The organism is Bradyrhizobium sp. SZCCT0231 (genome assembly GCF_018130245.1).
Classification (GTDB): domain Bacteria; phylum Pseudomonadota; class Alphaproteobacteria; order Rhizobiales; family Xanthobacteraceae; genus Bradyrhizobium; species Bradyrhizobium japonicum_F.
In genome coordinates this window covers 1,150,802-1,167,597 of sequence record NZ_JAFCKP010000001.1, presented here as the reverse complement: position 1 = coordinate 1,167,597, position 16,796 = coordinate 1,150,802, and the positions used below count along the sequence as shown (strand labels likewise).

Genomic DNA, 16,796 nt, shown 5'->3' with positions numbered 1-16,796 from the left:
TCCGGGCTCGCCGCTTCGCGTCGCCCCGGAATGACACCGCTTGAGTGGAACGTCAGAAGTGTGACTCTAACCGTGCTTCTTCACTTCCACCGGCGGCGTGCCGTGGGTGTGGAAGGACTCGATCGTCTTCAGCCCCCACGCCTGGCCCTTCTTGCGCTCCTCCTCGGTCCACACGATCGGCTTCCAATCGGGCGCGAGAATGAGGCGTGCGCCGGCATTGGCGACTTCGACGCGGTTGCCGCCGGGCTCGTAGACATAGAGGAAGAAAGTCTGCTGGATCGCGTGCTTGTGCGGGCCGGTCTCGATATGAACGCCGTTCTCCAGGAAGATGTCGGCGGCGCGCAGAATCTCCTCCCGGCTGTCGAGCGCGTAGGTGACGTGGTGGAAGCGGCCCGGCACGCCCGAATGGTCGAGCGAATAGGCGAAGTCGTAGCTCTTGTTCGACATCGTGAGCCACATCGCGGCCTCGCGGCCATCATTGAGCACGATCTGCTCGGTGAGCCGGCAGCCGAGATAGCTCTCGAAGAACTCGCGGTTGGCCTTGATGTCGACGGCAAGGCAGTTGAGATGGTCGAGCCGGCGGACATTGACGCCGCGTGCGGGAAAGCGCTGCGCCTGGTTCTTCAGCGCTGGCCTCAGCTCCGGCGGCGCCTGATACCATTCGGTCTCGTAATAGAGCTCGACGATGTGGCCATCGGGGTCGCGGCAGCGGAACGTCGGCCCCTGCCCCATGTCACCGTCGATCCAGCCGATCTCGAAACCGGAGCCCTTCAGCGCGGCGACCCGACGCTCCAGCGCCTGCTGGCTGCGCGCGCGCAGCGCCATGTGGCCCATGCCCGATGTCTTCGACGCGGTGAGCTTGAGCGAATAGCGCTCGTAATCGTCCCAGCCGCGCAAATAGACCGAGTCGCCCTTCTGTCCGCTGACGGTCATGCCCATCACGTCGACGAAGAATTTCAGGCTCTCGTCGGGCTTCGGCGTCAGCAGCTCCATGTGGCCGAGATGAGCCAGATCGAGGATCGGTTCGGGCTGCATGATTTTCCTCCATGGACGTGGCGCGATCCGCCGTACCGGACGGCGCGATTGGACGCAGGGTGACGACGCGGCGACCCAACAACACGGCGCCGGTGGCAATGGCTCCATTTGTACTAATGTACAAATGATTAGGTCCAGTCAACAAATCAACCGCTACGCCCGCCGCAAATGGCGGCCCGGCCGGACCGGCGGGTGCACCGAACGAACGGGAGCCTGCCCGAATGGTAAAATCTTCCTTTAAGGCCGCCCCCCGAATCCATTGGCCTGGAAAAGCAGCGCTTTCCGTCGATTTCACCCCACAAGTATGCATCAGGAACAAACCTATTGGCCGAATTGCCGCGGATTTAACGGAGCCGGCGCGCCCGGCGTTTAACCGTTTGTGCAGCGACGGCCGCGCATAGTCTGGGCAAATCCCTTGCTCTTGCCAGGTTCATCAATCGTGACATCCTTTGGACGCGTGATTTCGGTTCGCGGATCGCTCGCCCGGGTCGGACTTCTGGCGGCAAGCCAAATGCCGATCTCGGAGGTGCGGGCAACCGTCGGCCGTTTCGTCAGCATTCGCTGCGCCAGCTCGGTCATCGTTGCGATGATCACCGAGGTCTCCTGCGAGAATCTGTCGAGCTCCGACAACTACATCGCCATCGCCTCGGTCGACCTGCTCGGCGAGATCCTCAATGCCGCGGACAAGGCCAAATTCCAGCGCGGCGTCACCAATTATCCGACCATCGGCGATGCCGTCGACCTGATCACCAGCCAGGAGCTGCGCACGATCTATGCGCCGACCGGGTCGGACCAGATCAATGTCGGCTTCCTCCAGCAGGACCGCTCCGTCGTCGCCTATGTCGACGTCGAGGAAATGCTGTCCAAGCATTTTGCGGTGCTGGGGTCGACCGGCGTCGGTAAATCGACCGGCGTCTCGCTCCTGCTCAACGAGATCCTGAAGGCGCGGCCGAACCTGCGCATCTTCCTGCTCGACGTGCACAACGAATATGGCCGCTGCTTCGGCGATCGCGCGCTGGTGCTCAACCCGCGGAACCTGAAGCTGCCGTTCTGGCTGTTCAACTTCGAGGAAATCGTCGACGTGCTGTTCGGCGGCCGCGCCGGCGTGCCCGAGGAGCTCGACATCCTCGCCGAGGTGATTCCGCTCGCCAAGGGCGTCTACACCCAGTACCAGAACGCCGACCGCATCGGCCTCAAGCGCATCGATCCCAAGCAGATCGGCTACACGGTCGACACGCCGGTGCCCTATCGCCTGGTCGACCTGCTGTCGCTGATCGACGAGCGCATGGGCAAGCTCGAGAACCGTTCCTCGCGCATCATCTATCACAAGCTGATCTCGCGCATCGAGGCCGTGCGCAACGACCCGCGCTACGCCTTCATGTTCGACAACGCCAATGTCGGCGGTGACACCATGGCCGAGGTGATCAGCCATCTGTTCCGCCTGCCCGCCAACGGCAAGCCGATGACGGTGATGCAGCTCGCCGGTTTCCCGGCCGAGGTGATCGATTCCGTCGTCTCGGTGCTGTGCCGCATGGCCTTCGATTTCGGCCTGTGGAGCGACGGCGTCTCGCCGCTGCTGTTCGTCTGCGAGGAAGCGCATCGCTATGCCTCCGCCGACCGCAACATCGGCTTCGGCCCGACCCGCAAGGCGGTGTCGCGCATCGCCAAGGAAGGGCGCAAATACGGCGTCTATCTCGGCCTCATCACCCAGCGCCCCGCCGAGCTCGACGCCACCATCATCTCCCAGTGCAACACGCTGTTCACGATGCGCCTTGCCAACGACCGCGACCAGGCGCTGCTGCGCGCCGCGGTGTCGGACGCCGCCGCGAACCTGCTCTCCTTCGTGCCCTCGCTCGGCACCCGCGAGGTGCTGGCCTTCGGCGAAGGCGTGGCACTGCCGACGCGCCTGCGCTTCAAGGAGGTGCCGCCGCACCAATTGCCGCGCGGCGAGGCCACCATCTCGAGCGTGCCGTCGGTCACCTCCGGCCACGACATGCATTTCGTCAGTGCCGTGCTGGAACGCTGGCGCGGCGCCACATCGCAGCGCGACGTGCCGAACGATCCCGTATTCTCGGCCCCGCCGGCGAAGATGATGTCCAGCGTCGAAGCCCCGATGCTGCAACCATCGATGGGACTCGATCCGGACCGCTTCTCGCTGTTGAAGAAGCCGCTGCGGTAGCGCATCTCTCGTGTCCCGGACGCGCCGCAGCGTGCAACGCTGCTGCGCAGAGCCGGGACCCACGCCGCGATCACCGCCTCAAGCGAACCTGGGCCCCGGCTCGGCAGCGCACCGCTCGTTGGACGATGCTTCGCATCGCCAGGGAGGCGCTGCGCCGCGTCCGGGGCACGAGACCTTGCGACGCCTCTGGAGCGTCTCACCCGCATCGACTATGGTTGCCGGTCCAAGCCGGAATCCACGCCCATGACAACAACCGCCGCGCAACGCTTCCCCGCCCTCGACACGCTGCCCGATGACATCCGCACGCGCCTCCTCGCAGTCCAGGAGAAGAGCGGCTTCGTGCCGAACGTGTTTTTGACGCTGGCCTACCGCCCCGACGAGTTCCGCGCCTTCTTCGCCTATCACGACGCGCTGATGGAGAAGGACGGCGGCCTGACCAAGGCCGAGCGCGAGATGATCGTGGTGGCGACTTCGGCGGCGAACCAGTGCCAGTATTGCGTGATCGCGCATGGCGCGATCCTGCGCATCCGCGCCAAGAACCCGCTCATCGCCGACCAGGTCGCGGTGAACTACCGCAAGGCCGACATCACGCCGCGGCAGAAGGCGATGCTCGACTTCGCGATGAAGGTCTCGGCTGACGCGCAGCGGATTTCCGAGGACGATTTCGCCGCGCTTGCGCCGCACGGCTTCAGCGACGACGACATCTGGGACATCGCCGCGATCGCCGCCTTCTTCGCGCTGTCGAACCGGTTGGCGAATTTCACCGGCATGCGGCCGAACGAGGAGTTCTACCTGATGGGACGACTGCCGAAGACGTGACGGGAAAGACATGACCGAGCTCGACTGGCCCGAAATCCTGCTGCGCCTCGGCACAGCGACGCTCGCCGGCAGCGCGATCGGCCTCAACCGCGATCTGCACGGCAAGCCGATCGGGCTGAAGACGCTCGGCATCGTCGGACTCTCCACTGCGACCGTCGTGCTGCTCGCAGTCCAGTTCGCCGAGCCCGGCAAGATCACCGACGCGGCGAGCCGCGTGATCCAGGGCATCCTCACCGGCATCGGCTTCCTCGGGGCCGGCGTCATCGTCCACGAGAGCGAGCATTTTCGCGTGCGCGGTCTGACCAGTGCCGCCTGCACCTTCCTTGCCGCATGCCTCGGCATCGTCTGCGGCACCGGTCAATGGGGGATCGTCGCCGTCGCTCTGGCGCTGGCCTTCGTGCTGCTCACAGTCGGCCGCCGCATCGAGCGCTGGCTGCACCGCGCCCTTGGGGGCAAAGAAGATCCGCAGCGGACGGAGACCTCGCCGAGCTCGGGTCAGCGGGAGAGCGATTAGAATCGCAGCCGCCGGCCCCAAAGCGGCTTCAGCAGCTCGAGCGCCGTGAGCACCAGCAATCCCGCGCCGAGCGTGATCATCAAATCGTCGAGGTGCAGGGGACCGAAACGAAAGAGTCCGGACACCGGCGGCCAAAACAGGGCCGTCGCGAGAACGAGCGCAATCGAGAGGAATATCCAGAACAATGCCGGGTTCGGACGAAAGAAGGCAGACAGGAAGGATGCGCTGAAGGATCGATTGACCAGCACCAGCGCCACGATGCAGACGACGAGCGCAATGAATGCGAGCGTGCGCGCCTCATCGGGCGGAATGCCGGAACGAAGCGCCAAGACGAAGATCAGAGCAATCAAGGCGAAGGCCATGACGCCTTGCAGGACGCTCCACCCGATCAAGGCCCACGAGAACAGCTCCGCGTCGGCACGCCGCGGCGGACGCTTCATGACGTCGCGCTCCTCCCGCTCGGCTTCGAACACCAGCGAGCAGACGGGGTCGATGATCAGCTCCAGAAACGCAATGTGAACCGGGCCGAGCACCAGCGGCAGGCCGAAAACCAGGGGAAGCAGGGCAAGCCCGGCGATCGGAACGTGGACGGCGAAAATGAAGGCCATCGCCTTGCGCAGATTGTCGTAGATCCGGCGTCCCAGGCGGATGGATGCGACGATGGAGCTGAAATCGTCGTCGAGCAGGACGATCGAGGATGCCTCGCGAGCGACGTCGGTGCCCCGGCCTCCCATCGCGATCCCGATATGGGCGGCCTTCAGCGACGGCGCGTCGTTGACGCCGTCGCCCGTCATCGCGACGATCTCGCCGCTGCGCTTCATCGCTTGAACGATCCGCAGCTTCTGCTCCGGCAGAACCCGCGCGAAGACGCTCACATGCCGGGCGCGTTCCGCGAGCGCCGCATCGTCCGCCTGCTTGACCTGGTCGCCGGTCATGACGTCGCTGACGTCGAGCCCGGCCTGGCTCGCAATGGCAACGGCCGTTGCCGGATAATCCCCCGTGATCATGACGACGCGGATCCCGGCCGCGCGGCATTCGCGAACCGCCTCCGGAACATGAGGCCGCAACGGATCGGCAAGCCCGACCAGGCCGACAAAGCGAAATACGAAAGCCTCCTGGGACGCCGGCAGTGAAGCCTCATCGCACGCGGCAACCGCCATCCCGAGCACGCGAAGCCCGTCCTTCGCCATCGCGCCGACGGCAGCTTGCACGGCCTCCCGATCGGCGTCGTTCAGTCTGCACAGGCGCGCAATCGCTTCCGGCGCGCCCTTGGCGCATGCGATGAGGTCCGCCGCTGCGGATGTCCGCCAAACCTGGGTCATGGCGAGCAGCTCGGGGCGCAGACCGTAGGTGCGCACCAGCGTCCGCCCGCCATCCATCGGGTCTGCGTCCCGCAGGACATCACGCGCGAACGAGTGCAGCGCCTTCTCCATCGGATCGAACGGCTCCGGAGAGCATGCCAGGGCGCCGCAGCGCGCCAGCTCGGCGAATTCGGGCTCGACATATTCCCGTCCGGACGCCTCCGCACGCAGGCGCGCGCCATCGAGCAGCCGCAGCTCGGCGACCGACATCTGGTTCTGCGTCAGCGTTCCGGTCTTGTCGGTGCACAGGACTGTCGCTGAGCCGAGGACCTCGATGGCGGCTGCTCGCCGCGTCAGGACGCGGGCTTGCGAAATCCGCCACGCGCCCATCGCCATGAACACCGTGAGCACGACGCCAAATTCTTCCGGAAGCATCGACATGCCGATGGCGACGCCTGCCAGCAGCGCTTGCAGCCAGTCGCCGCGCAAGACGCCGTAGAGCGCAACGGCGGCCAGGCTGATCACGGCGCCGCCGAGAAAGCAGAGCCACACCAGCCTTGCGGTCTGTTGCTGAAGCCGCGGCGGCTCGGCCTGCAGGCCGCGCAGCGAGACCCCGATCTTCCCGATCTCGCTGCGCGGCCCGGTGGCCTCGACCAGCGCCAGCCCCTCACCGCGCACGACGAGCGAACCGGAATACACGAATGGCTGATCCTCGCCGCCGGGCCGGTGATCGGCCGCGGTGACCTTGTCGGCGGTCTTCTTGCGGACGGGCATCGACTCGCCGGTCAGCAGGGACTCGTCGATCTGCAAATCCCGCGCCTCGACGAGCGCGGCGTCGGCTGGGACGCGATCGCCTTCGCCAAGGACGAGAAAGTCGCCCTGCACGACCTCGCGGCCGGCAATTCGCCGGCGCTCACCGTCCCGCACCACCAGCGCACGCGGGCTGGTCAGGTCACGCAAGGCTTCCAGCACGCGCTCGGTCCGGGTCTCCTGCACCACCGTGATCACGATGGACAACGCCCCGAACGCCAGGAGGATCAGCGCCTCCCTGAGATCGCCGAGCACGAGGTAAATCGCCCCGCCGCAAAGCAGCAGCAGGAGCATCGGCTCGCGCAGCACTTCCACCACGATGCGCAGGGGACTGCGTCGTTCCGGCCGAGGCAATTCGTTGGGGCCCTCTGCCGCGAGCCTCGCCCGGGCCTCGGTCTCGCTCAGGCCGGCCGCGCTTTCGCGTTGCACCTCGCTCACGGTTTCCGCCGCAGGCTCCAGAGGCTGCCGACACCGACGACGGCGGTGACGAGCAGGACGGCGACGAAGGTCTGGATGATGGTAAAATTCAGCGCGTCACGCGCGACGAACAGCGCCGTGATCGCGCCGGCGAGGACAAAGAGGATGCGAAAGATGACGCTCATGGCCGTGCCTCCAAAATCTGCATGACTTGGAGCCCGGGCCCTCGGCATCGGGGCACAACGCTGTCTCTGCAACCATGCAGGCAGACCTTAGCCGGTCGCGACGACGCAGATTTGCGACAAGTCAAGCCTGCCCCCGCCATTGCTGGTCGACAGGTGCGACGTGATGTCTGCCTCGGAGGGCAGCCGCTGCATCGCTCACGGCTGCGAGGCGCGATGCCGCTAGCGTTTTGCCATCAACTCGAGCGCCGGAGCAAAGCGCTCCGCGAACGTCAACGTCTTGGCGCGGTGGACTGCGGCAAACGATGCCGAGATTCCCGCCGAAGCGACCGCGAGCAAGGCAATTACGAAAACCAGACGGCGCATGTTCGCCTCCTGTGTGAGCTCGACTACCCCATAGAGATGGGACGGCTCTGTTTCAGGACGGTTTCATGGGCGCGGAAATTGATTTCGCTCAAGCGGCTGTGATGAGATCCGGCTTATCTGGGCGCATTCCGTAACCACCTAACAATGGTCGACGTGTTCTGCAGCGGAGCGCCGGCCGTGTTGGGAAATTCCACACCCGCGGCCGCGATCGCAATCACTGCGGCGACAAGCGGCATTCGCTGGAATGGGAGTCATCGAGGACTACTCAAATGGAGATCGTGATTCAGAAACTCAATGGCCTGTGGCACCTCATCGTCGGATCGTGCCAGATCCGAACGCCCTTCCTGGACACCCAGGACCGCGCGCTGGTGGTCACTTACGCCCGCCGCGCCTATCCCGGCGCCAGGATCTTCCAGCGCGACTGATGTGAGCGCTGGCGCCTAATCCGTTCAGAGGCACGGGGTATATCCGCTCGCCTGAAGCCCCACGATCTTGCCATCTGGGTTGACCGACCATTTCACCGAGATGTGTGTGGACCCGCAGACGAAATTGACCGGCCCATGGTACTCGCAAGTCATCTCCCGTGAGCCAGCAGGGCATGGCCCGTAGTGGCGCATCGATCCCGGCACGCGATTTTCGATACCCCTAGTCATCGTCCGCCGGACCGCACCAGCCGGGCAGATAGATCGCATTCCTGCTTCTGGCCGCAGCCATCGCCTTCTCGAGCGCCTTGTCGAAATCGGCTTCCACCGCCTTGCGCGACACCTGTCGACGCAGGAAGTCGGCCCACAGGAATTCGGAGAACGGCGTGGTGTCCTTGGCGAAGCCGCCCAGGCGGCGCAACTCGCCGGCAAGGCTGCGGAACGGATCATCCTTGAGGTCGGCGACCGATTTCGGCAGGTCGCGGAACGACCGCCGCTCGCCCTTGGCGTCGTAGGGATAGACCCAGCGCTTGTTGTCCATGACGCCCCAGAACGCCTCGCGCTCGACCATCCTGAGGTCGCCGATGATGGTCACCAGCACCTCCTTGACGCCTTCATCGTGCAGCGCGCGGCCGAGATGATGATGGTCGATCACGTAGTAGCGCAAGTCGGGGCCGTAGACGACGGGGATCATGTGCTTGCCGAGCAGATCGGCCTGCTTCCTCTTGTCGTGCTCGCGCCAGCGCCTGCGCTTCTCCTTGACCTCGCGCATGCCCACCGTCATCTGCGTCGGCCGGAGCGACAGGATCGGGACAGGATGCACTCGCGGCTCGCGCGTATTGGTCATGATCGACAGGTCCTCACATGTTGCCGCTGATGGTCCGGGTTCTCGCGACTATGCCATGGGCCCTGCGGGGACAAAATCCGTTGGGAAAGGACGCGGAGATCACAAGTCGATAGCGACGGGACGAACTCCGTGGCTGTCGTCGTGCCTGCCGTCGCAGCGCAACCCGCGCGCCCCCGGGCTCGACCGCCGGTTCCCCGATCGCTCCACGCCAGCCCGCGCACAAATAGCGAGATTTCACAAATGCACGCGGGCATTGAGAAGATTTTCTGCAACGCGCTCCTCACCTATGCTATCTAAATCGCCGCTTCGGAGTGATCCCCGCCCCATGAACAACCAGCGGCCCATAAGCTCTGATGACGAGCACCGGGTGCTCCAGTTCAGGCCGCGCACCCCGCCTTCCCCGGCGGTCCAGCGCGGCAGCGGCACCGTGCAACCGCTGCGCGTCGCACCCGAACGGCTGGACCTGTCGCGCTACGAGCAGCCGCGCGCCGAACCCGACAATTTCCGCCAGCGCATGCTTGCCAACATCGCGGCGCTGGCCTTCACCATCGCGCTGACCGCAATCGGGATCTGGCTCGCGGTCAGCATCGCCGACCTGCGCCGGACCCAGGATTGCGTGCTGATGGGCCGCCGCGACTGCGTCAAGATCACGACGCCGCATATTTAGGACCGCCCCGGCGCAGGCTCCTCGGCGGAGGTCCCAACGGGCATCCCCAACCCTGTCCCTCGCTGTCCCCTGGGCCTGCCCGGCTCCATTGAACTCAGGGCGGCGCTCCGATATACGGGCTTTCGACCCGGCCAGAGGGGGGTTTGAGGGCGTCATCAGGGGCGCGATGCCCACCCACCGTGCCACTCTGGACAATCTGACAAATATCCGCAATATATCAAAGGCTTAGTGATGTCTTCCACATTCGATCAGGTCGCCACGATCATCGCTGAAACCTGCGACATCCCGCGCGACACGATCACGCCGGATAGCCATGCCATCGATGACCTCGGCATCGACAGCCTCGATTTCCTTGATATCGCGTTCGCGATCGACAAGCAGTTCGGCATCAAGCTGCCGCTGGAAAAGTGGACTCAAGAGGTCAACGACGGCAAAGCGACCACCGAGCAGTATTTCGTGCTGAAGAACCTGTGCGCCCGTATTGACGAACTGGTTGCGGCCAAGGGCGCGAGCGCCTAAGGGCGCAGTCATGCAACTCGAATACTTCCACATGATCGATCGCATCGTCGACCTCAAGGTCGACGAGAAGACGATCGTCGTCGAAGCCCAGGTCCCGATGGAGAGCACCATCTTCGAGGGGCACTTCCCGGGCTATCCTTTGATGCCCGGCGTGCTCCTGATCGAATCGATGGCGCAGGCCTCGGGCTGGCTTCAGCTCGGCGTGTTCAAGTTCGAACGCATGCCGATCCTCGCCGCCGTGAAGGAAGCCAAGGTCCGCGGCTCGGTCTTTCCCGGTGATCTCATGAGCATTGAGGCGAGCCTCACCCATGAAGGCTCCGGCTACGCCATGACCGAGGCCAAGATCAGGGTCGGCGGCAAGCTGCGCGCGAATTCGGCGCTCACATTCACGCTCATCCCCTTCCCCAATGCGGATATGCGCTCTCACATGGACGCGATCGCCAAGCGCGTCGGATTTCCGCAACAGGCCGTATCACCATGACTGACACTCCCGCTTCGAAGCCGGGCCAGACCGAAGTCTGGATTACCGGCATTGGGTTAGCCACCTCGCTCGGCGAGGGCCTCGACGCCAACTGGGCCGCGCTTCAGGAAAAGCGCATCAATGTCGACGAGAAGGGCTTTGCACCCCACATCGTGCATCCGCTGATGCCTGTTGCCTTGGACAGCCAGATCCCTAAGAAGGGCGACCAGCGCCAGATGGAAGCCTGGCAGCGCATCGGCACCTATGCCGCCGGTCTTGCGCTCGATTCCGCCGGCATCAAGGGCAACAAGGACATCCTGTCGAAGATCGACATGGTGGTCGCCGCCGGCGGCGGAGAGCGCGATCTCAACGTCGACAGCGGCGTGCTGACGGCCGAGGCCAAGGGCGCCAACGCGCCCGGCTTCCTCAACGAGCGGCTGATGAGCGATCTCAGGCCGACGTTGTTCCTGGCCCAGCTCTCCAACCTGCTCGCCGGCAACATCGCCATCGTGCACGGTTTGGGGGGCACCTCGCGCACCTTCATGGGCGAAGAGGTCGCCGGCGTCGATGCCGCCCGCATCGCGCTTGCGCGCATCGCCTCGGGCGAGAGCGATATCGCGCTGGTCGGCGGCTCGCACAATGGCGAGCGCAAGGACTTGCTCGTCCTCTATGAATTCGGCGACTTCAACCTCAAGGACAAGTTCGCTCCCGTGTGGGCCCGCAAGGACCACGCCGGCTTCGCGCTCGGCTCGGCCGGCGCCTTCCTGGTGCTGGAATCGAAGGCGCATGCGGAAGCACGCGGCGCAAAGCCGTTCGCAAAATTGTCCAGCGTCGTCGCGGACCTCGCCAAACGCAAGCGGCCCGGCGACATGGCCGCGACGCTGGAGAAGCTGTGGGCCAAGCTGCCGAAGCGCGACGGCAAGGGCGCCATCATCACCGGAGCGACCGGTGCAGAGCCCGCGACCTCGGAAGAGCGCGGCTTCCTGAAGAGCCATGCCGACTTTCCGGTGCGCTCGACCGGCACGGTGTTCGGCCACGCCATGGAGACGCAATTCCCGCTCGGAATTGCGCTCGCCGCGCTGTCGATCTCGCGCGGTGCGCTGTTCCCGCCGAACGATTCGACCGGGACCGAGATTGAAATGCAGGGTGCGCCTACCCAGATCGTGGTGGTGGGGGCCGGACACTGGCGCGGCGAAGGCATGGCGCTGGTCGAGGCGGTTTAGTTAGCTCAAGCGGGGATCGACATGACTGCACCACGCGACAAACTCGGGCGTCCCGTCGTCGTCGTCACCGGCATGGGCATCATGACCTCGCTCGGTGCCGGCAAGGCCGACAATTGGGCGAAGCTCGTCGCCGGCGAATCCGGCATCCGCACCATCACGCGGTTTCCGATCGACGGCCTCAAGACCACGATGGCCGGCACGGTCGATTTCGTCAGCGTCGATCCGTTCTCCTCCACCGCCCTGTCCGAACGGATGGCCGAGCTGGTGACGCAGGAAGCGCTGGCGCAGGCCGGCATCGGCGCCAAGGCCGACTTCCCGGGTCCCCTTTTCCTTGCGGTTGCGCCGGTCGAGGTCGAATGGCCGCAGCGTCGCGAACTCGGTCGCGCCGTCGGCCAGCAAGACATCACCTATGACGATTTGCTGCGCATTTCCGGCGGCGGCAGGTACAGCGCCTATCATCATCGCTTCATGTTCGGCTCGGTCGCCGCCTATCTCGCCGAGACGTTCGGCACCAAGGGCTCGCCGATCTCGCTGTCGACGGCCTGCGCCTCGGGCGCGACCTCGATCCAGCTCGGCGTCGAGGCGATCCGCCGCGGCGAGACGGATGCTGCGCTGTGCGTCGCGACCGACGGCACGGTGAATCCGGAAGCGCTGGTGCGCTTCTCGCTGCTTTCGGCGCTGTCGACCCAGAACGATCCGCCGCAGGCGGCCTCCCGCCCCTTCTCCAAGAACCGCGATGGTTTTGTGATGGCCGAAGGCGCCGGCGCCCTGGTGCTCGAAAGCTACGAGGCGGCGACTGCGCGCGGCGCAAAGATCCTCGGCGTGATCGCCGGCTGCGGCGAGCTCACCGATTCCTTCCATCGCACCCGCTCCTCGCCCGACGGCAAGCCGATCATCGGCTGCATGAACAAGACGCTGGCCGACGCCGGCATGACGCCGGACCAGATCGACCACATCAACGCGCACGGCACCTCGACGCCCGAAAACGACAAGATGGAGTTCAACACGACATCGGCCGTGTTCGGCGAGCTCGCGCAGAAGATTCCGGTCACCTCCAACAAGTCGATGGTCGGCCACACCATCTCGGCCGCCGGCGCGGTGGAGGCGATCTTCTCGCTGCTCACGCTCGAGCATCAGCGCATTCCGCCGACGATCAACTACGAGACCCCGGATCCCACGATCCTGTTCAACGTCGTCGGCAACAAGGCGCGCGATGCCCGCGTCACCGCGGTGATGTCGAACTCGTTCGGCTTCGGCGGCCAGAACGCCTCCCTGATCCTGACCCGCGAACCGGCCTGACCGGACGCATGGCGCTGCTGACTGCGAGCACGAAGGCCCGCGCGCGGGAGGCTGCCAAATCGCTCGGCGGAAGCCTGATCGGCGCCGCGACCGTCGCGATGCTGCGCACCACGCGCTATTTCGATCCGGTCAAGACCTCGGACTTCTTCGCGCGCGCCGTCAAGCTGATCGGCCCGCGCCTGCGCGAGCACCGCATCGGCCGCGCCAACCTCACCGCCGCCTTTCCGGAGAAATCGCCGGAGGAGATCGAACAGATCCTGATGGGCGTCTGGGACAATCTCGGCCGCGTCGGCGCCGAGTTCGCCCATATCGACCACGTCTGGGACTACGATCGCGACCATCCGGAGCAGAGCCGGATCGAGATTCCCCCACGCAGCATCGAGCTGTTCGACCAGATCCGCGACGACGGCAAGCCGGCGCTGATCTTCGCCGCGCATCTGGCCAATTGGGAATTGCCGGCGCTCGCCGCCGTCGCGCATGGACTGGAAACGGCGATTCTCTATCGCCGCCCGAACATCGCCTCAGCCGACCGCATCATCCAGGAAATGCGCCAGGTCAAAATGGGCACGCTGATCCCGGCGGGCCGTGACGCGCCGCTGCGGCTCGCGCAGGCGCTCAAGGACGGCAAGCACGTCGCCATGCTGATCGACCAGTATCTCACCGCCGGCGTCGAGGTCACCTTCTTCGGCCGCAAGACCCGCGCCAACCCGATGCTGGCGCGCCTCTTGCGCCAGGTCGAATGCCCGATCCACGGCGTCCGCATCATCCGCCTGCCCGGCGGCCGCTTTCGCGGCGAGCTGACCGAAGAGATCAAGCCGGTGCGCGATGCCGACGGCAAGATCGACATCCAGGGCACGACCCAGGCGATCACGAGCGTCGTGGAGAGCTGGGTGCGGGAGCATCCCGAGCAGTGGCTGTGGCTGCATCGTAGGTGGCGGTAGTTGCGCCGTCATTGCGAGCGCTGCGAAGCAGTGACCACGCTATTAGTCCCGTCATCCTGAGGTGCGAGCTGCGCAGTGCATTTGCACTGCACGGCGAGCCTCGAAGGATGAGCGGCCAGATGCAGCCGGGCCGTCGCCCTTCGAGGCTTGCTCTGCGGCGCAATGCGCCACAGAGCGCGCACCTCAGGGTGACGGTCTGGCCTTCTGGACTGCCTCCCGTGCGTAGCTCAAGCAAGCACGCACGTCTTCATGTGATAGGCCGGGATAGTTTGCGAGGATATCGGCCTCGTTCCAGCCGTCCGCCATAAGCCCTATGATGAATTCGACCGAAAGTCGGGTTCCACTAATGACGGGCTTTCCGGCGAGCATGTCAGGCGCAAGCGAAATGCTTGGATGTCCAGTCATGGCGCGATACCTAACCGACTGTTCGGGGCAGATGATATCTCAATTCAGCCTGAAGCGCGATACGGTTTGGCTCCTCTACCGTCCCGTCTTCACCTTGGTCCAGAGCCGGTTGATGATCCGCTGCGTCGCCGGCTCGCGGGCCGTGATCACGAACAGCTTTGCGAGTGTCGCCTCGTCCGGATAGATGTTCTTGTCGCCTAGGACCTTCGGATCGACCAGCTTCTGGCTGGCGAGGTTGCCGTTGGCGTAGGACAGGAAGTCCGAGTTCTTGGCGGCGACGTCCGGGCGATAGAGATAGTTGATCAGCTCGTAGGCTTCCTTGACGTTCTTGGCATCCGCGGGGATCGCGAGATTGTCGAAGAACATCTGTGCGCCCTCCTTCGGGATGGTGTAGCCGATCTCGATGCCGCTGCTATTGTCTTTCTTGGCCTCGGCCGCGCGGGCGCGGGCTTGCATGATGTCGCCGGACCAGCCGACCACGAAGCAGATCTCGCCGGTGGCGAGCGCGCTGAGATATTCGGACGAGTGAAACTTGCGCACGGAGGGGCGGACTTTTGCCACGGCATCGGCGGCCTTCTCGAGGTCCGCCTGCCTGGTCGAGTTCGGATCGAGCCCGAGGTAGTTCAGCGCCGCCGGGAAGATGTCGTCGGCGGAGTCGAGCATGTGCACGCCGCAGTCTTTGAATTTGGCGAGGTTCTCCGGCTTGAACACGACGTCCCAGCTGTCGATCTTCGCGTCGGCTCCGAGGATCTGCTTCACCTTGGCGACGTTGTAGCCGATGCCCGTGGTGCCCCACATGTAGTTGGCGGCGTAGACGTTGCCGGGGTCGTAGATGCCGAGCCGCTGCGTCACCACGGGCCAGGCGTTGGCAAGGTTCGGCAGCTTCGACTTGTCGAGCTTCTGGAAGACGTTGGCCTTGATCTGGCGCTGCAGGAAATAGGCCGTGGGCACCACGACGTCGTAGCCGGACTTGCCGGCCATCAGGCGCGTCTCCAGCGTCTCGTTGGCGTCGAAGGTGTCGTAGACCACCTTGATGCCGGTCTCCTTGGTGAAGGCCTCGAGGACATCAGGCGCCATGTAGTTGGACCAGTTGTAGAAGTTGACGACGCGCTCCTCGGCGCCCGCTCCCTGGGAGAGCAACGTCAGCGCGGCGGCGATTGCGAGACCAAAGCCAAACCCCGAGCGGCCGACGTTCGTCATCTCTGTCTACCTCTTGCGTCCACGCACGGCGTCCGACAGCCGCTCCAGCGCGGTGTCGAGCGTCTCGTCCTTCTTGGCAAAGCAGAAGCGCACCACCGAAGTCACAGGGTCCTGCTCGTAGAACGCCGACACCGGAATCGCGGCCACCTTGTAGTCCTTCACGATGCGCCAGCAGAACTCGGTGTCGTTCTCGTTGAGCCCGAGCGGCGACAGGTCGACGGTGAGGAAGTAGGTGCCTTGCGACTTCAGCACGGGGAAGCCGAGGCTTTCGAGGCCCTTGGTCAGGCGGTCCCTGCTCCGCGTCAGATCCTTGCGCATCGACAGGAAATAGTCGTCGGACTTGCCGAGGCCGTAGGCGACGGCGGCCTGCAGGTTCGGCGCGGTGGTGAAGGTCAGGAACTGGTGCACCTTGGCGGCAACGCGCAGGAGCTGTGGCGCCGCGCAGACGAAGCCGATCTTCCAGCCCGTCAGCGAGAAGATCTTGCCGGCCGAGCCGACCTTGATGGTGCGCTCGCGCATGCCGGGGATGGTGATGAGCGGGATGTGCTTGTGGTCGTCGAAGGTGACGTGCTCCCAGACCTCGTCGCAGATCGCGATGACGTCGAACTCCTGGCAATAGCGCGCCAGCAGCTCGAGGTCCTCGCGCGGATAGACCACCGCGCTAGGATTCAGAGGATTGTTGAAGAGCACCGCCTTGGTCTTTGAATTGAAGACGCTTTTCAGCATGTCCTCATTCAGCCGCCAGTGCGGGGGCTCGAGCCGGACGAGGCGCGGAATGCCGCCGGCCTGGCGGATGATCGGCAGATAGGAATCATAGACCGGCTGGAAGCAGACCACCTCGTCGCCGGGCTGGACCACCGCGAGAATGGCCGAGGTCAGCGCCTCGGTACCGCCGGAGGTGACCATCACCTCGCTCATCGGATCGAGCTTGAGGCCGTGCCAATGGCCGTAATGGGTCGCGATCGCCTGGCGCAGCTCCGGCAGGCCCATCATCGAGGGGTACTGGTTGTAGCCGTTCAGCGAGGCCTCGGCCGCGGCGCGGCGGATGTCCTCAGGGCCGGGATCGTCGGGGAACCCCTGGCCGAGATTGATGGCATTGTTGTCGCGCGCGGCTTGCGACATCGCCTCGAAGATGGTGACGGGAAGGTCGGCGAAGACCTTGTTCAGAGACGAGCTTTTGGACATCGGGC

The 16,796-nt window shown here is 64.9% G+C and carries 18 protein-coding genes; 10 read left to right on the top strand and 8 right to left on the bottom strand.

The genetic code is table 11. The features are described 5' to 3' along the window. Positions 1–66: 66 nt before the first annotated feature. Entirely contained in the window at positions 67–1,035 is a 969-nt protein-coding gene (locus JQ566_RS05270) for a catechol 2,3-dioxygenase (RefSeq protein WP_212370730.1), read from the bottom strand. A 439-nt stretch (positions 1,036–1,474) separates the two neighbouring features. Between JQ566_RS05270 and JQ566_RS05265 the strand changes: the two genes are divergently transcribed. From JQ566_RS05265 to JQ566_RS05255, 3 genes are all read left to right on the top strand, one after another. Beyond that, positions 1,475–3,214 carry an ATP-binding protein gene (locus JQ566_RS05265; RefSeq protein ID WP_197433643.1) on the top strand — a complete coding sequence of 580 codons (1,740 nt, stop codon included), beginning with the start codon at positions 1,475–1,477 and terminating at the stop codon, positions 3,212–3,214. Positions 3,215–3,457: 243 nt separating this feature from the next. After that, positions 3,458–4,033: a peroxidase-related enzyme gene (locus JQ566_RS05260; RefSeq protein ID WP_212370728.1), complete on the top strand. Its 576-nt coding sequence runs from the start codon at positions 3,458–3,460 to the stop codon at positions 4,031–4,033. 10 nt (positions 4,034–4,043) lie between these two features. After that, on the top strand, positions 4,044–4,547 hold the full coding sequence (locus JQ566_RS05255) for an MgtC/SapB family protein (protein ID WP_212370727.1): 504 nt from the start codon (positions 4,044–4,046) through the stop codon (positions 4,545–4,547). On the opposite strand, the gene JQ566_RS05250 is transcribed toward JQ566_RS05255, so the two are convergent. From JQ566_RS05250 to JQ566_RS05240, 3 genes are all read right to left on the bottom strand, one after another. After that, on the bottom strand, positions 4,544–7,096 hold the full coding sequence (locus JQ566_RS05250; RefSeq protein WP_212370726.1) for an HAD-IC family P-type ATPase: 2,553 nt from the start codon (positions 7,094–7,096) through the stop codon (positions 4,544–4,546). The two genes, JQ566_RS05255 and JQ566_RS05250, sit on opposite strands and share 4 nt — an antisense overlap. Next, the gene (locus tag JQ566_RS05245) at positions 7,093–7,260 is read right to left on the bottom strand and encodes a hypothetical protein (protein WP_167406745.1); all 168 of its coding nucleotides are present in this window, start codon (positions 7,258–7,260) and stop codon (positions 7,093–7,095) included. Before JQ566_RS05245 ends, JQ566_RS05250 begins: the two co-directional genes overlap by 4 nt. Before the next feature lie 219 nt (positions 7,261–7,479). Continuing rightward, positions 7,480–7,623 (bottom strand): hypothetical protein, encoded by a 144-nt coding sequence (locus JQ566_RS05240; RefSeq protein ID WP_212370725.1) that lies wholly within the window; start codon positions 7,621–7,623, stop codon positions 7,480–7,482. A 269-nt stretch (positions 7,624–7,892) separates the two neighbouring features. On the opposite strand from JQ566_RS05240, the gene JQ566_RS05235 reads away from it, so the two are divergent. Beyond that, entirely contained in the window at positions 7,893–8,048 is a 156-nt protein-coding gene (locus JQ566_RS05235; RefSeq protein ID WP_164937665.1) for a hypothetical protein, read from the top strand. Between the two features lie 220 nt (positions 8,049–8,268). Here JQ566_RS05235 and JQ566_RS05230 read toward each other — a convergent pair whose 3' ends face one another. Further along, positions 8,269–8,892, bottom strand: coding sequence for a ParB-like protein (locus JQ566_RS05230; RefSeq protein ID WP_212370724.1), 624 nt, complete (start codon positions 8,890–8,892; stop codon positions 8,269–8,271). Positions 8,893–9,217: 325 nt separating this feature from the next. Here JQ566_RS05230 and JQ566_RS05225 point away from each other — a divergent pair, with 325 nt between their 5' ends. The 6 genes from JQ566_RS05225 (at position 9,218) to JQ566_RS05200 (ending at position 14,001) form a co-directional block, all read left to right on the top strand. Next, the gene (locus JQ566_RS05225) at positions 9,218–9,559 is read left to right on the top strand and encodes a hypothetical protein (RefSeq protein ID WP_212370723.1); all 342 of its coding nucleotides are present in this window, start codon (positions 9,218–9,220) and stop codon (positions 9,557–9,559) included. A gap of 231 nt (positions 9,560–9,790) precedes the next feature. Then, positions 9,791–10,078: an acyl carrier protein gene (locus tag JQ566_RS05220; RefSeq protein ID WP_007592476.1), complete on the top strand. Its 288-nt coding sequence runs from the start codon at positions 9,791–9,793 to the stop codon at positions 10,076–10,078. 10 nt (positions 10,079–10,088) lie between these two features. Next, positions 10,089–10,559, top strand: a complete 471-nt coding sequence (locus JQ566_RS05215) for a 3-hydroxyacyl-ACP dehydratase FabZ family protein (RefSeq protein WP_212370722.1) — start codon at positions 10,089–10,091, stop codon at positions 10,557–10,559. After that, positions 10,556–11,761, top strand: a complete 1,206-nt coding sequence (locus tag JQ566_RS05210; protein WP_212370720.1) for a beta-ketoacyl-ACP synthase — start codon at positions 10,556–10,558, stop codon at positions 11,759–11,761. The genes JQ566_RS05215 and JQ566_RS05210 overlap by 4 nt, the downstream gene beginning before the upstream one ends. Before the next feature lie 21 nt (positions 11,762–11,782). Beyond that, a complete protein-coding gene (locus JQ566_RS05205; RefSeq protein ID WP_212370718.1) occupies positions 11,783–13,060 on the top strand; it encodes a beta-ketoacyl-ACP synthase in 1,278 nt (425 codons plus the stop codon). 8 nt (positions 13,061–13,068) lie between these two features. Further along, positions 13,069–14,001, top strand: a complete 933-nt coding sequence (locus JQ566_RS05200; protein ID WP_212370716.1) for a lipid A biosynthesis lauroyl acyltransferase — start codon at positions 13,069–13,071, stop codon at positions 13,999–14,001. A 183-nt stretch (positions 14,002–14,184) separates the two neighbouring features. On the opposite strand, the gene JQ566_RS05195 is transcribed toward JQ566_RS05200, so the two are convergent. The 3 genes from JQ566_RS05195 to JQ566_RS05185 form a co-directional block, all read right to left on the bottom strand. Then, the gene (locus JQ566_RS05195; RefSeq protein WP_212370714.1) at positions 14,185–14,406 is read right to left on the bottom strand and encodes a DUF433 domain-containing protein; all 222 of its coding nucleotides are present in this window, start codon (positions 14,404–14,406) and stop codon (positions 14,185–14,187) included. 75 nt (positions 14,407–14,481) lie between these two features. Continuing rightward, on the bottom strand, positions 14,482–15,606 hold the full coding sequence (locus JQ566_RS05190; RefSeq protein ID WP_212370712.1) for a polyamine ABC transporter substrate-binding protein: 1,125 nt from the start codon (positions 15,604–15,606) through the stop codon (positions 14,482–14,484). Between the two features lie 6 nt (positions 15,607–15,612). Then, positions 15,613–16,791, bottom strand: coding sequence for an aminotransferase (locus JQ566_RS05185; protein WP_212370710.1), 1,179 nt, complete (start codon positions 16,789–16,791; stop codon positions 15,613–15,615). Positions 16,792–16,796: the final 5 nt, after the last annotated feature.

What these genes read in the sequence shown, in the direction of transcription:
- JQ566_RS05270 (WP_212370730.1), bottom strand. Translation starts at nt 1,035, where the DNA reads ATGCAGCCCGAACCGATCCTCGATCTGGCTCATCTCGGCCACATGGAG.
- JQ566_RS05260 (WP_212370728.1), top strand. Translation starts at nt 3,458, where the DNA reads ATGACAACAACCGCCGCGCAACGCTTCCCCGCCCTCGACACGCTGCCC.
- JQ566_RS05255 (WP_212370727.1), top strand. Translation starts at nt 4,044, where the DNA reads ATGACCGAGCTCGACTGGCCCGAAATCCTGCTGCGCCTCGGCACAGCG.
- JQ566_RS05245 (WP_167406745.1), bottom strand. Translation starts at nt 7,260, where the DNA reads ATGAGCGTCATCTTTCGCATCCTCTTTGTCCTCGCCGGCGCGATCACG.
- JQ566_RS05240 (WP_212370725.1), bottom strand. Translation starts at nt 7,623, where the DNA reads ATGCGCCGTCTGGTTTTCGTAATTGCCTTGCTCGCGGTCGCTTCGGCG.
- JQ566_RS05235 (WP_164937665.1), top strand. Translation starts at nt 7,893, where the DNA reads ATGGAGATCGTGATTCAGAAACTCAATGGCCTGTGGCACCTCATCGTC.
- JQ566_RS05230 (WP_212370724.1), bottom strand. Translation starts at nt 8,892, where the DNA reads ATGACCAATACGCGCGAGCCGCGAGTGCATCCTGTCCCGATCCTGTCG.
- JQ566_RS05225 (WP_212370723.1), top strand. Translation starts at nt 9,218, where the DNA reads ATGAACAACCAGCGGCCCATAAGCTCTGATGACGAGCACCGGGTGCTC.
- JQ566_RS05220 (WP_007592476.1), top strand. Translation starts at nt 9,791, where the DNA reads ATGTCTTCCACATTCGATCAGGTCGCCACGATCATCGCTGAAACCTGC.
- JQ566_RS05215 (WP_212370722.1), top strand. Translation starts at nt 10,089, where the DNA reads ATGCAACTCGAATACTTCCACATGATCGATCGCATCGTCGACCTCAAG.
- JQ566_RS05210 (WP_212370720.1), top strand. Translation starts at nt 10,556, where the DNA reads ATGACTGACACTCCCGCTTCGAAGCCGGGCCAGACCGAAGTCTGGATT.
- JQ566_RS05205 (WP_212370718.1), top strand. Translation starts at nt 11,783, where the DNA reads ATGACTGCACCACGCGACAAACTCGGGCGTCCCGTCGTCGTCGTCACC.
- JQ566_RS05200 (WP_212370716.1), top strand. Translation starts at nt 13,069, where the DNA reads ATGGCGCTGCTGACTGCGAGCACGAAGGCCCGCGCGCGGGAGGCTGCC.
- JQ566_RS05195 (WP_212370714.1), bottom strand. Translation starts at nt 14,406, where the DNA reads ATGACTGGACATCCAAGCATTTCGCTTGCGCCTGACATGCTCGCCGGA.
- JQ566_RS05190 (WP_212370712.1), bottom strand. Translation starts at nt 15,606, where the DNA reads ATGACGAACGTCGGCCGCTCGGGGTTTGGCTTTGGTCTCGCAATCGCC.
- JQ566_RS05185 (WP_212370710.1), bottom strand. Translation starts at nt 16,791, where the DNA reads ATGTCCAAAAGCTCGTCTCTGAACAAGGTCTTCGCCGACCTTCCCGTC.